The following is a 12942-nucleotide window of genomic DNA, read 5'->3' as shown; positions in this document are numbered from 1 at the left end:
CAGGCGCGCCCCGCGTTGCGCGAGAGGGTGGGACGCGGGCGCGGAATGCGGGACGGCCGATCTCCCGGTCGATCAGGCGTCACTGTCGCCAGGCATCGCTAGTGCTGCGGCAACTGGCGCGCCGTCACCGCCGCAGGCGCGTTGCCGCAATAAAAAAGGGGCCTTGCGGCCCCTTCTCATCACACCGGCGACTGCTGTCTCAGTCGCGGCTCATCTGTGCGTTGCGCTGACCGGTGGCGGCGGACTTCTCACCGGCGAACGGATTGAGCTTGCGGATGGCCCAGGGATACTTCGGCCAGTCGCCGGTCAGCCACGGATGCTGCGGGCTGTTGAGCTCCAGCACGCGGCGCGCGTCGGCGGCCAAGGTCTTGTTGCCCAGGTGGGTGTAGGCCTCGGCCAGCACCGCGACTGCATCGTATTGGTAGGCGCTCTGCGGATAGGTTTCCAGCAGGTAGTTGGCACGACCGGCCGCCGAGACCCAGGCATTGCGTCGCAGGTAGTACAGCGCGTTGTCCAGTTCATGCTGGGCGAACACATCGCGCAGCTCGATCATGCGCTTGCGCGCATCCGGCGCGTAGCGGCTGTTGGGGTAGCGGTCGGTGACGGTGTTGAAGTCGTTGTAGGCCTGCTGCGGCGAGGACAGGTCGCGACGGCTCGGATCCAGCGACCACACGCGGCGCAGGAACACCGTGTCGCGATTGCTGTTGGCCAGCCCGCGCAGGTAGTACAGATACGAGATGTTGCGATGGGTCGGGTAGGTCCGGATGAAGCGGTCGACGCTGGAGACGGTGTCGTCGTGCTTGCCGGCCTTGTACTGGGCATAGGCGGTTTCGATCATCGCCTGCTCGGTGTACGGGCCGTACGGGTACTGGGCGATCAGGCGCTTGTAGCTGGCTTCGGCGCCGGCCCAGTTGCCTTTCTCCATCAGGCCGTGGCCCTTGCCGTAGAGCTGCTCGACCGGCATGCCCTCATCGGGATTCTTGTCCTTGGCGCCGCGGTGGCAGCCGGTGACGACGAACGCCATGACCAGCATGAGGGCAATCAGGCGCGCAGGCGCGGAAAACGTGGACCGTCGGATCATGGGTCTGGGCAGGACGCATCAGGAAAACGAGAGCGCGATGATAGCCTAGTGGCCTGTCCGGCGACTGACTCTCGCCGCCCGGACCGCCAAATTCCCGCTTTTGCCTGAGTGCCCGTGTCCATGTCCGACCCATCTGCCGCCCCCCTCGACCCGTCCATCCGCCAGGCCATCGTGCCCGACAACGCCGCTGGACGCCGTTTCGACGCGGTGCTGGCCGAGCTGTTCCCCGAATTCTCGCGCTCGCGCCTGTCTGAGTGGATCAAGTCCGGCGATGCGCTGCTGAACGGGGAAATGGCGCGCCCGCGCGACACCTTGCGCGGCGGCGAGAGCGTGCAGGTGCAGGTGGTGCTGGAAACCCAGACCCACGCCGCGCCGCAGGACATCCCGCTGAGCGTGCTGTACGAAGACGACCAGGTGCTGGTGATCGACAAGCCGGCCGGGCTGGTGGTACACCCGGGCGCGGGCAATCCGGACGGTACCCTGGTCAACGCCTTGCTGTTCCGCGACCCGGCGCTGGCGGCGGTGCCGCGCGCCGGCGTGGTGCACCGGCTGGACAAGGACACCAGCGGCGTGATGGTGGTGGCGCGTACCGTGCAGGCGCAGACCGCGCTGGTGGAACAGCTGTCCGCACGCGATGTGCATCGCCAATACCTGGCGGTGGTGGTGGGCGCGCTGGTCTCCGGCGGCACCGCCAACGCGCCGATCGACCGCCATCCGCGCGATCGGCTGAAGATGGCGGTGCGTGACGACGGCCGCGATGCGGTCACCCATTACCGCCTGCGCGAGCGCTTCCGCGCGCATACCGCGCTGGAATGCCGGCTGGAAACCGGGCGTACCCACCAGATCCGCGTGCACATGGCGCATCTGAAGTCGCCGATCGTCGGCGACCCGCTGTACGGCGGCGCGCTCAAGCTGCCCAAGGGGGCCACCGACGAACTGGTGCACGAGCTGCGCACCTTCAAGCGTCAGGCGCTGCATGCCGAAACCCTGGAATTCCTGCACCCCGTCAGCGGCGAGCCGGTGCGCGCCAGCGCGCCGGTGCCGGCCGACCTGCAGCGGCTGATGACCGCGCTGCGCGAAGACAGCGCACGCGCCGCCGAGCTGGCACGCCGCTGACGTGGCCGCCGCCGGGCCCTTCGTGCTGCCGGCCGACTGGCCGGCGCCACCACGCATCCATGCGCTGACCACGCTGCGCTACGGCCTGGGCGGCTCGCTGGCGCCGTTCGACACGCTCAACCTCGGCAACCGCAACAGTGCCGATGGCGACGCGCCTGCGCAGGTGGAACGCAACCGGGCGCTGCTGGTCGAGGCGCTGGCACTGCCGGGCACCCCGCAGTGGCTGCGTCAGGTGCACGGGGTGGAGGTGTTGCGTGTCGACGCGCCTGTGCTCGCGCGCGGCGAACAGCCGCCTGCAGCGGGCACTGTCGCGCCAGGCGCGCAGGAACCGGTCGCCGATGCAGCGGTAACCGCCGTGCCCGGCGTAGTGCTGGCGATCCTCACCGCCGATTGCCTGCCGGTCGTGCTCGCCGCTGCCGATGGCAGCGAAGTGGCCGCCGCGCATGCAGGCTGGCGCGGCCTGGCCGACGGCATGCTGGAGCGCAGCGTGGCGGCGATGCGCACGCCGCCACGGCAGGTGATGGCATGGTTGGGGCCGGCCGCAGGGCCGCAGGCCTATGAAATCGGTGAAGACGTGTTCAACGCCTTCGTCGCGCACGATGCGCAGGCGCAACGCGCGTTTGTTGCGACCCGCCCGGGGCATTGGCTGGTGGACTTGTATGCATTGGCGCGTCAGCGCCTGCAGCATGCCGGTGTGCCGGCCAGCGCCATCCATGGCGGCGGGCTATGCACCATCTCCGAGCCGCAACGTTTCTTCTCGCATCGTCGCGACCGTCGCAGCGGACGCATGGCCACGCTGGCCTGGATCGCGCCCTGAGCGTGCCGTTGTTCGCGCAGGTTTTGGGGCAGGACGCGTTCGCGCAGCTGCCTGCGCCGGTGCGCGCGCTGCATTCGGTGCAGCAGCGGCAGACCTTCGCCGGTCGGGCAAGGGTTCAACGCGGCACGCATGTGCTGGTCCCGTTACTGGCGCTGTTGAGCCGCTTGCCGCGCAGTGGCGAGGTGGAGGTCGAAGTGGAGTTTCTCACTGACGCGACAGGCGAGCGCTGGCATCGGCGGTTTGGCGGCCTGCCGATGCATTCGCGCCTGTGGCGCGAGGGCACGCGCCTGCGCGAACATCTGGGCGCAGTGCGGTTCGAATTCGCGCTGCGCGCCGACGCGCAGTCGCTGTACTGGCAGGCCAGCCGGGTGTGGGCATTGGGCTGGATCCGGTTGCCTGCGCGCTGGTTCGAGCAGGTGCGTTGCCGCGAGCATGCCGACGCCGGGCGTTACGGATTCCTGGTCGACGTGCACTTGCCGCTGGTCGGCCCGTTCATTCGCTACGAGGGCTGGCTTGAACCGCGTTGATCCACCGCTCGTTGACGTGTCTCAGCTGGAGTCGTCTCGGTTGGAGCCTGCTCACTCGAAGCCGTCGCGCGTGGAGCCGCCCGGCCGTCAGCCAGGTGCTGTGCCCGCGACCATCGTGTTCGATGGCGTGTGCCTGCTGTGCAATGGCTGGGTCAGGTTCCTGCTGCGTCACGATCGACGCGGGCGTTATCGCTTTGCCGCAATGCAGGGCCAGGCCGGACGCGCGCTATTGCAGCGGAATGGCCTGGATCCGGACGACCCGTTGTCGTTTCTGCTGGTGGATGACCGCGGTGCATGGACCGACAGCGACGCGATCGTGCGGGTGCTGGCCGGGTTGGGCGGCTTCTGGCGGCTGGCCACGGTGTTGCGCGTGGTGCCGCGTCGCGTGCGCGACATCGGCTACCGCCTGATCGCACGCCATCGCTATCGCTGGTTCGGTCGTACCGAGCATTGCATGCTGCCGACGCCGGAACAGCGCGAGCGGTTTCTCGACTAGCGCCCCAGCTAAACGTAGGAGCGCACCTGGGCGCGACGGGCGTTATCGATAACGCTTCGTCGCGCCCGGGTGCGCTCCTACGACTGCGCGCTGATTTCTATGATGGCTTGTTGATACGGAGTGTTGTTCGGCCGCGTGCGCTGGATCTGTGGTGGCGGACAGGCACGCCTGCTTTGTGTAGGAGCGCACCTGGGCGCGATGGGCGTTACCGGGAAAGCTTTGTCGCGCCCGGGTGCGCTCCTACGGTGATTCCGTGCCGGTGGCTTACGCGGCTGCGTTTTTGAAGCTTGCGGGCGCTGCTTTAGGGCTGCCGCTGTGCGCAGGCTGCAGGCGGAAGATCGACACCGCATCGGCCAGTTCCACGGCCTGTTCTTCCAGGCTGCGCGCGGCGGCGGTGGCTTCTTCCACCAGCGCGGCGTTGCGTTGGGTGACTTCGTCCAGTTGCGCGACGGTGCGGTTGACCTGTTCGATGCCGCTGGACTGCTCGGCGCTGGCGGCGGTGATCTCGCTCATGATGTCGGTGACGTGTTTGACCGAGCCGACGATCTCGCGCATGGTCGCGCCGGCGCGGTGCACCAGGCCCGAGCCCAGTTCGACCTTGTCGGTGGAGTCGGCGATCAGCGTCTTGATCTCCTTGGCCGCATCGGCCGAGCGTCGCGCCAGCGCGCGCACTTCCGAGGCGACCACCGCGAAGCCGCGGCCCTGTTCGCCGGCGCGTGCGGCTTCCACCGCGGCGTTGAGCGCCAGGATATTGGTCTGGAAGGCGATGCCGTCGATGACGCCGATGATCTCGCCGATCTTGCGCGAGGCGGTGCTGATCTGCCCCATGGTGGACACCACATCGTCCATCACCTGGCCGCCGTTCTGCGCGACTTCGCCGGTGCCCGCCACCAGCCGATTGGCCTGCAGCGCGCTGTCGGCGTTCTGCTTCACGGTGGAGGTGAGTTCTTCCATGGAGCTGGCGGTTTCTTCCAGATTGGCGGCCTGTTGCTCGGTGCGCTCGGACAGGTCGGTGTTGCCGGCGGCGATTTCCACCGCAGCGCGGCGGATCGTGTCCGATGCGATCTGGATGCCGCCGATGATCTCGGTCAGCCGGGTCACGGTCTGGTTGGTGTCGTCGCGCAGGCGCGCAAAGATGCCGTGCGCATCGCCATCCACGCGCTGGGTGAGGTCGCCTTCGGCCAGTGCGCCGATCACCCGCGCCAACGCGGCCAGGTGGGTTTCCACCGAGTCGTAGATGCGGTTGATGCCCTGCGCCAGCGACAGCAGCACGCCGTCCATGCCGTCGATCTGCATGCGCCGGCTGAAATCGCCGGCCGCGGCGGCATCGATGATCTGGATCAGCGCCTGCTCGGCGTTGACCTGCGCGGTGACGTCCATCCACTGTGCGATGGTGCCCAGCTTGGTGCCGTCGGCGGCGATGATCGGGCTGTAGACGAAGTCGATCTGGCGGCCGAAGAACGGCGCGCGCACCGCCTTGGAGGCGGTCAGCGCACGCATGCGGTCGATCGCGGCCTGGCTGTCGGGATAGATGTCGCCGATGCTGCCGCCGACGAAGCCTTCGGCATGGAAGCTGGGGCGGAAGCTCTGCACATCCGGCTCGATCAGCTTGAGCATCGCCAGCAGTTTGCGGTTGGCGAACAGCACCTGGCCGTCGTCGTCGGCGATGCGGATCATGGTGTCCAGATCGTCCAGCGCCTTGATCACGAACTGGCCGTGGCGCAGCCCCTGTTCCATCACATCGATGCGGATGGCCAGCTTGTCCTGGGTCGCCTGCAGGACGTGCAGCAACGGCGCGAGTTCGCCGGAGGCGTTGCGCAGATCCAGACGCTGGAAGCGCCCGTCACCGATGGCCGTCACCGTTCCGATCGCCTGTTGCAGTTGCGCGAGACCGCGACGGCGCGCCCACCACCACAGCCCGGCACTTGCCGCGCCGAACACCAGCAGCGCCGGTAGCAAGCGGCCCAGCCCGGCCCAGATGCTGCCGGGCAGCAGCGTGGCGGCGTAGAGCGTCAGCAAGCCCAGCAGCCCGATCTGTGTAGCGGCAGGCAGCCATGCGGCCGTGCTGGCACGCGCAATGTTCCGGCCGGAAGGCGGGCGGGAGACGGCGGTGGCATCGGGTGAGGGCGACATAGGCTGAGTCCAACTGAGTGATTCGGAGTGGGGAGCGGCGTCCTGCGCTGCATGGGCTGCTATGGGGTATCGGCGGCCGAGCCCGAATCATGACGGCGTGAAATCACCGTTCGTCGGAATCTGTCGACCAGACCCCCGAAAACACCGATGTAATTGATTTGGAAGCGGTTTCAGTGCGGCCCGATGCACTGCGGAACCGTGATTTGCAACCGGATACCGGTCTTACAATTGTAAATTTCACGTGAAATATCGGCGGGCTCCGTAAACACTTCGTAGACCTCGACACTACGGAGTCCGATCGCATGCACGCGACCAAGACTGGCCAGCGGCGCCATCAGTGCGAGGCCACGAACACGCATCGAAGAGCCGGAAATCGGGAATGGAGAATCGGGAATCGAGCGCGTCTTCAATCAAGCCGAGCCCATAAAAACGACAGCAAAGCGCTTTTCCCATTCCCGATTCCCGATTCCCGATTCCCCAAAAAAAAACCGGCCATCTCACGATGACCGGTCTATCGATACCTAACTAGCTGACGCTACACCGGCTTACTTCGCCGGCTTGGCGCCCGCGTCGTCGGGCAGCGCCCAGGCGATCACGCTGTCGCCCGACTTGGTTTCCATGCGGTCGTGTCCACCCACGGCGGCCACGATGTACTGCTTGCCGTCGATGGTGTAGCTCAGCGGAGCGGCCTGCGGGCCGGCCGGCACGCGGGTCTCCCAGACCTGCTTGCCGGTGCGGGTGTCGAAGCCGCGCATGAAGTCGTCCAGGGTCGCGCCGATGAAGGTCACGCCGCCGGCGGTGGCCAGCGAGCCGCTGTTGTTGGGCGTGCCGATCTCGAACTTGGTCTTGGACGGGATGCCCATCGGGCCCTGGTCGTAACCGGTGCCCAGCGGACGCCGCCAGATCACCTGCTGGGTGCGCAGGTCCACGCCGGAGATGTAGCCCCACGGCGGTGCCACGCACGGCGTGTTGAGCGGCGACATCCACGGCTCCTTGCGGGCGCCGTAGGCCAGGCCCTTCTGCGCCATGTAGCCCGGCGTCTTGCTCTTGCCGTCGAACACCGAGACCACGCCCAGTTCATTCATCTTTTCGCGGGTGTAGACCTGCAGGGTGTAGGGCAGGCGATTGCTGTTCATCACCATGATGCCGCGCTGCAGATCGACCGAGACGCCGCCCCAGTTGATGCCGCCGTGGTTGCCGGTAAAGGCCAGCGAGCCCTGCAGGGTCGGCGGGGTGAACATGCCTTCGTAGCGCAGTTGCTTGAACTGGATGCGGCAGGCCAGCTGGTCGAACGGGGTCATGCCCCAGGCGTCGGATTCGACGATGGTTTCGTACTCGCGGCTCGGTGCGCCCACGGTATTGGGCATGCCCGGCGAGATCGGCTGCGTGGCCGCGGTCCAGTCGCCGTGATCGGTGCCCTGCGGCACGGCGATCTGCTTGACCGGCATGAGCGGCGCACCGGTGGCGCGGTCCAGCACGAACACCTGACCGGACTTGGTGGCCTGGATCACCGCAGGACGGGTGCCACCGCCGGCGACCGGCCAATCGACCAGGTTCGGCTGCGGGCCGATGTCGTAATCCCACAGGTCGTGGTTGACGGTGCGGAAGTGCCAACGCTCCTTGCCGGTGGCCGCATCCACGGCAACCAGCGAGGCGGTGTATTCCTCATCCTGCGGGGTGCGGCCCTTGCCGAAGAAATCGCCCGAGGCATTGCCGGTCGGCAGATAGACCAGGCCCAGCTCGTCGTCGGCTGCCATCAGCGACCACACGTTCGGGGTGGAACGGGTATAGGTCTGCCCGGCCGGCGGCTCGGCGGTGATCGCCGGGTTGCCCAGGTCCCAGGCCCAGCGCAGCTGGCCGGTGAGCGCATCGAAGCCGCGCACCACGCCCGACGGCGCATCGCCTTCCTGGCCGTCGCGCACCTGGCCGGTGGGCTGGATCACCACGCCGCGCATCACCACCGGCGGCGAGGTCGGGCCGACGAAGCCCGGCTTGGTGTTGCCGGTGCCGGCGTTGAGATCGACAAAGCCGTTATTGCCGAAGCTGGTGCACAGCTTGCCGGTCTGCGCGTCCAGCGCGCCGAGGCGGCCATCGACCATCGGCCAGAAGATCCGCGTCGGGCACTCGGCGGTGCCTTGCGGCGCCTGGTAGTACGACACGCCGCGGCAGGTTGTGGCGGCAACGCCGGCCATCGCCTTGGGGTTGGTCTGCGGGTCGAAGCGCCAGCGCTCTTTGCCGTTGGCCGCTTCCACCGCGATCACCTTCTGGGTCGGGGTGCAGATGTAGAGCAGGTCGCCGACCTTGAGCGGGGTGTTCTGGAAGGCGTAGCCCAGCTTGGAGCCGGCCGGCTTCAGATCGCCGGTATGGAACTCCCAGGCCACCTTCAGGTTCTTGGCGTTCTCCGGCGTGATCTGCGCACCGGGGGTGTAGTGGTTGGACAGGTTGGAGCCGGCGTACGAGGTCCAGTTGCTGGCATCGTGATTGGCCGCGACGTTACCGTCCGGGCTGGGCACGTTGGCGCGGCTGAACGGCGTCGCGTTCTCGGCCGGCAGCTTGGAGGCATCGGCCAGTTCGACATTGCGCGGCACCAGCAGCGGCCACAGGATCAGCGTCGCGCCCAGGATCGGCAGCACGCCGGTCACCAGCACATAGCCCAGTCCCGACAGCGGCTGCATGCGGCGACGGGCCACGCCCCAGAACGGCAGCAGTACCAGCCCCAGCACCGACATCCAGGCCAGACGCGGGACCAGGCCCCAGCCATCCAGGCCCACTTCCCACAGCGCCCAGGCGATGGTGGCCGCCAGCGTGGCGCCGAACAGCCACAGGCCGGCACGCTTGCCCAGCGCCAGCAACACGCCGGCCAGGAACAGGCCGATGCCCGCCAGCAGGTAATACCAGGAACCACCGACGGCGACCAGGCGGCCGCCCTGGTAGGCAAGCACCGCACCGAGCACGGCGATCACCACGGCATAGACCACCAGCAACCAGGTGCCTAGTCCACGTTTTGAGGATTGATCAGTCATTTTGAGATGTCAGGAAGGACCCAGGCACCGGCAGGCGGTGGCGAGTCGTGGAGGGAGCAAGATCACAGGCTGGCAAAGGGCGGCCACGATCTAACAAAAACGTCCTAAACCAGAACGCCGGGATATGAACGCGCAGCCCCTCCCAGGGTCCTCAGCGCTACTCATGTGAATATTTTAAACCGCAATGACGGTTGTGTCCGTGACGGAATAAGAACCAGCGTTCCAGGCTGTGCATCCGGGGCGCTGGAATTGCTTAAATCCGATACGGCTGGAGATTGCTGTGGGTGTCAGGCGGTGTTGGGTGCATTCGCATGGTGGCAAATGCAGGATCCTGCCGTAGTTCTATTGAGTTATTGACTCAAGCGGTGAGGCGGGGATTTGGCATTCGGGAGTGGAGATTTGTAGAAGCTGGAGTTTGCGCTTCGGACATTTCCACTTGTACGTGCACGTCCACTTGTACGTGCACGCGTACCCTCATCCGCCCTTCGGGCACCTTCTCCCGAGGGGAGAAGGGGCGCGCTGCAGATGCGCAGCGCTTCTGTTTGCCAACAGCATGGTGCTGACAGCTTGCGGAAACCTGATTCAGATATCTGCAAGTGCCTGCAGGTAGCGCTGGCGCCAGTGGTTGATGTTGTTCTTGCGCAAGTGATCCATCATCGCGCTCCAGCGTTCGATGCGTGTTGCCAGCGGCATGCTTGCTGCGGTTGCGATCGCGTCGGCCACGCCGTCCAGATCATGCGGATTGACCAGCAGTGCCTCCTTCATTTCATCGGCTGCACCGGCCAGCAGCGACAGCACCAGGACGCCTGGATTCTGCGGATCCTGCGCGGCAACGAATTCCTTGGCGACCAGATTCATGCCATCGCGCAGCGGCGTGACCAGACCGACCGAGGCCGCGCGATAGAAACCGGTCAACGTCGCATGGCTGAAGTTCTGATTGACGTAGCGCAGCGGCGTCCAATCCGGCTCGGCATGTCCACCGTTGATATGGCCGGCGATCTGCTCCAGCTGCCCACGCAACTGGCGATACTCATTGACGTCGCCGCGCGATACCGGCGCGATCTGCAGATAGGTGAGGCTGCCGGATTGGTCCGGATAACGCTCCAGATAGCGCTCGAAACCCTGGAAGCGTTCCGGCAGGCCCTTGGAATAATCCAGCCGGTCCACGCCGATCGCCAGTTGCCGGCCGCGCAGGCTTTCGCGCAGGTCGCGCACCGCCTGCTTGCCGACTGAGGCCTTGGCCTGGTTGGCGATCAGGTCGGTATCGATCCCGATCGGGAACGCCGCAGCACTGAAGCGACGCCCGCCGGGGCCTTCGACGATGTCGCCGTCGAGAATGCGGCCGCCGCCGAACAGGCGCACATAGGCCTTGAAGCGCTCGGCATCGCGCTGGGTCTGGAAGCCGACCAGGTCGTACGCGTAGAACGTGCTGAACAAGCGCGCGTGATCCGGCATCGCCTGCATCAGGTCGGCCGAGGGCATCGGCACGTGCAGGAAGAAGCCCATCTTGCAGCCCACACCCAGCTCGCGCAGCATCGCGCCCAGCGGAATCATGTGGTAATCGTGGATCCACAGCGTGTCGCTGTCCTTCAACAACGGCGCCAGCTTTTCTGCGAACAGCCGGTTGACGCGCATATAGCCTTCGCGGGTGGCGCGGTCGTAATCGACCAAGTCCAGGCGGAAGTGCAGCAGCGGCCAGAGCGTGCGATTGGCGAACCCGTTGTAGTAGGAATCGATGTCGCGCTTGTTGAGGTCCATGGTGACGAACTTGATGTCGCCCTCGGTCTGCTCGTGCATGCCGCCGCTGTCGCCGCGCACGGTCTTGCCGCTCCAGCCGAACCACACACCGCCGCGCTCCTTGAGCGCAGCCAACAGACCAACCGCCAGTCCGCCGGCGCGGTTTTCGCCGGGCACTGCAACGCGGTTGGATACCACCACCAAACGACTCATGACGCCTCCTGCCAGCTGCGCGACAAGCGCATCGCTGCGATGATCAAGCCCACGTGCGAATAGGTCTGGGGGAAATTCCCCCAGGCTTCGCCGTCTTCAAACGATAGATCCTCCGACAGCAAGCCGAGGTGATTGCGGCGCGAGAGGATGCGTTCGAACAATTCACGCGCCTCCTCCTTGCGACCGATCGCGGCCAGCGCGTCGATGTACCAGAACGTGCAGATGGTGAAGCTGGTTTCCGGCTCACCGAAGTCATCCGGTGCAATGTAGCGATACAGCGCATCGCCATGCTTGAGCACGCGGCCAACCGCTTCGACCGTGCGCACGAAGCGGCTGTCGTCGTTGGCGACGATGCCGATATCGGCCAGCAGCAACAGCGATGCGTCCAGGCGATGACCGCCCAGCGTATCGGTGAAATGGCCGCGCTCTTCGCTCCACGCCTCGTCCAGCACGCGTTCGCGGATGGTGTCGGCGCGCTCGCGCCAGTACACGCTGCGCTCGGGCAGCACCAGCCGGTCGGCGATTTTGGAGAGGCGATCGCAGGCGGCCCAGCACATCGCAGCGGTGTAGGTATGCACTTCGGCGCGGCCGCGGAATTCCCACAGGCCGGCATCGGGCACGTTGTGCAGCGCGAAGGCGCGCTCGCCCAGCGGCTCGAGGCGGCGGAAGGTGTCCGCATCGCCCTGGTCCTTCAGGCGCAGGTCGAAGAACAGCTGGGTGGACGCCAGCACCACGCTGCCGTAGACATCGTGCTGCTGCTGGATCCAGGCCAGGTTGCCGCGGCGTACCGGGCCCATGCCGCGGTAGCCGTCCATCGTTTCGACTTCGTGCTCTTCCAGCTGGGATTCGAAACCGATGCCATACAGCGGCTGCATGGTGCCGTCGGCGGTGGCGATATTGAAGATGTAGCCGATGAACTGCTCCATCGTGCGGGTGGCGCCCAGGCGATTCAGCGCACGCACCACGAACGCGGCATCGCGCAGCCAGCAATAGCGGTAATCCCAGTTGCGCGGGGTGTTGGGCGCTTCCGGGATCGAGGTGGTCATCGCCGCGATGATGGCGCCGCTGTCTTCGTACTGGCACAGCTTGAGCGTGATCGCGCTGCGGATCACCGCTTCCTGCCAGTCGAGCGGAATCGACAGGTAGCGCACCCATTCGCGCCAGTATTCTTCGGTGCGTTCCTGCGCTTCCTGCACGTAGCCGGTGAGCGAGCGGGTCAGCGATTCGTCCACGCCCAGCACCAGGTTGACCGGGTGGCTGAGTACGAACGGCAGGCCGTCGCGCACGAAGCGTACCGGCACGTCGGTGGTCAGGCGCAGGGTGAATTCGGGTAGCACCCAGCGGATGTGATTGCTGCCCCAGGTGGTTTCCGGGCTGCGCCCGCCCCAGTCGGCCAGCGGGCGGGCGCGCACGATGATGCGCGGGTTGCCTGCGAGCGGGCGGATCTGCCGGATGATGCTGACGGGCCGATAGAAACGCCCGTTGTTGCGCCAGCGCGGTGCGAAGTCGATGACTTCCACTTCGCCGCCGTGGTGGTCGCGCAACACGGTGCGCAGCACTGCGGTATTGGGCAGGTAGTGTTGCTCGCTGCTGGCGAAGTCCTCCAGCTCCACTGCAAAGTCACCGCCTTCGCGCTTGGGCGAGAGCAGCGAACAGAACGCCGGGTCGCCGTCGAAGGCCGGCAGGCAACTCCACACCACGCGTGCCTGCCGATCGACCAATGCCCCAAAGCTGCAGTTGCCGATGACGCCCAGATCCAGGTTTGGCTCGGTCATGGAGTGCGAACGATCCTTTTGAAG

The 12942-nt window shown here is 66.3% G+C and carries 9 protein-coding genes; 4 read left to right on the top strand and 5 right to left on the bottom strand.

Translation table 11 applies throughout. From position 1 onward, the window contains the following. Nucleotides 1–199: 199 nt before the first annotated feature. Nucleotides 200–1081, bottom strand: a complete 882-nt coding sequence (locus KHN93_RS15915) for an outer membrane protein assembly factor BamD (protein ID WP_024939405.1) — start codon at nt 1079–1081, stop codon at nt 200–202. A gap of 120 nt (nt 1082–1201) precedes the next feature. On the opposite strand from KHN93_RS15915, the gene rluD reads away from it, so the two are divergent. The 4 genes from rluD (at nt 1202) to KHN93_RS15895 (ending at nt 4037) form a co-directional block, all read left to right on the top strand. Further along, entirely contained in the window at nt 1202–2197 is a 996-nt protein-coding gene (gene rluD, locus KHN93_RS15910) for a 23S rRNA pseudouridine(1911/1915/1917) synthase RluD (protein WP_102251444.1), read from the top strand. Nucleotide 2198: 1 nt separating this feature from the next. Then, entirely contained in the window at nt 2199–3014 is an 816-nt protein-coding gene (pgeF, locus tag KHN93_RS15905; protein WP_211920710.1) for a peptidoglycan editing factor PgeF, read from the top strand. A 2-nt stretch (nt 3015–3016) separates the two neighbouring features. Next, nucleotides 3017–3541 carry a DUF4166 domain-containing protein gene (locus KHN93_RS15900; protein WP_104559893.1) on the top strand — a complete coding sequence of 175 codons (525 nt, stop codon included), beginning with the start codon at nt 3017–3019 and terminating at the stop codon, nt 3539–3541. A 70-nt stretch (nt 3542–3611) separates the two neighbouring features. Then, nucleotides 3612–4037 (top strand): thiol-disulfide oxidoreductase DCC family protein, encoded by a 426-nt coding sequence (locus tag KHN93_RS15895; RefSeq protein ID WP_104559892.1) that lies wholly within the window; start codon nt 3612–3614, stop codon nt 4035–4037. Between the two features lie 264 nt (nt 4038–4301). Here the strand turns inward: KHN93_RS15895 and KHN93_RS15890 are convergent, their stop codons facing one another. The 4 genes from KHN93_RS15890 to KHN93_RS15875 form a co-directional block, all read right to left on the bottom strand. Next, nucleotides 4302–6170 carry a methyl-accepting chemotaxis protein gene (locus KHN93_RS15890; RefSeq protein WP_211920708.1) on the bottom strand — a complete coding sequence of 623 codons (1869 nt, stop codon included), beginning with the start codon at nt 6168–6170 and terminating at the stop codon, nt 4302–4304. Between the two features lie 545 nt (nt 6171–6715). After that, nucleotides 6716–9154 carry a glucose/quinate/shikimate family membrane-bound PQQ-dependent dehydrogenase gene (locus KHN93_RS15885; protein WP_212579661.1) on the bottom strand — a complete coding sequence of 813 codons (2439 nt, stop codon included), beginning with the start codon at nt 9152–9154 and terminating at the stop codon, nt 6716–6718. 621 nt (nt 9155–9775) lie between these two features. Next, nucleotides 9776–11143, bottom strand: coding sequence for an alpha,alpha-trehalose-phosphate synthase (UDP-forming) (gene otsA, locus KHN93_RS15880; protein WP_024939412.1), 1368 nt, complete (start codon nt 11141–11143; stop codon nt 9776–9778). Continuing rightward, nucleotides 11140–12918, bottom strand: a complete 1779-nt coding sequence (locus KHN93_RS15875) for a glycoside hydrolase family 15 protein (RefSeq protein ID WP_024939413.1) — start codon at nt 12916–12918, stop codon at nt 11140–11142. The genes otsA and KHN93_RS15875 overlap by 4 nt, the downstream gene beginning before the upstream one ends. Nucleotides 12919–12942 lie beyond the last annotated feature (24 nt).

The organism is Xanthomonas arboricola pv. juglandis, from assembly GCF_905367715.1.
Lineage (GTDB): Bacteria > Pseudomonadota > Gammaproteobacteria > Xanthomonadales > Xanthomonadaceae > Xanthomonas > Xanthomonas arboricola.
The sequence above is the reverse complement of the archived record's forward strand: the minus strand, read 5'-3'. Positions and strand labels throughout refer to the sequence as shown.

Coding starts and splice junctions, on each gene's coding strand:
- KHN93_RS15915 (WP_024939405.1), bottom strand. CDS start 1,081: ATGATCCGACGGTCCACGTTTTCCGCGCCTGCGCGCCTGATTGCCCTC.
- rluD (WP_102251444.1), top strand. CDS start 1,202: ATGTCCGACCCATCTGCCGCCCCCCTCGACCCGTCCATCCGCCAGGCC.
- KHN93_RS15890 (WP_211920708.1), bottom strand. CDS start 6,170: ATGTCGCCCTCACCCGATGCCACCGCCGTCTCCCGCCCGCCTTCCGGC.
- otsA (WP_024939412.1), bottom strand. CDS start 11,143: ATGAGTCGTTTGGTGGTGGTATCCAACCGCGTTGCAGTGCCCGGCGAA.
- KHN93_RS15875 (WP_024939413.1), bottom strand. CDS start 12,918: ATGACCGAGCCAAACCTGGATCTGGGCGTCATCGGCAACTGCAGCTTT.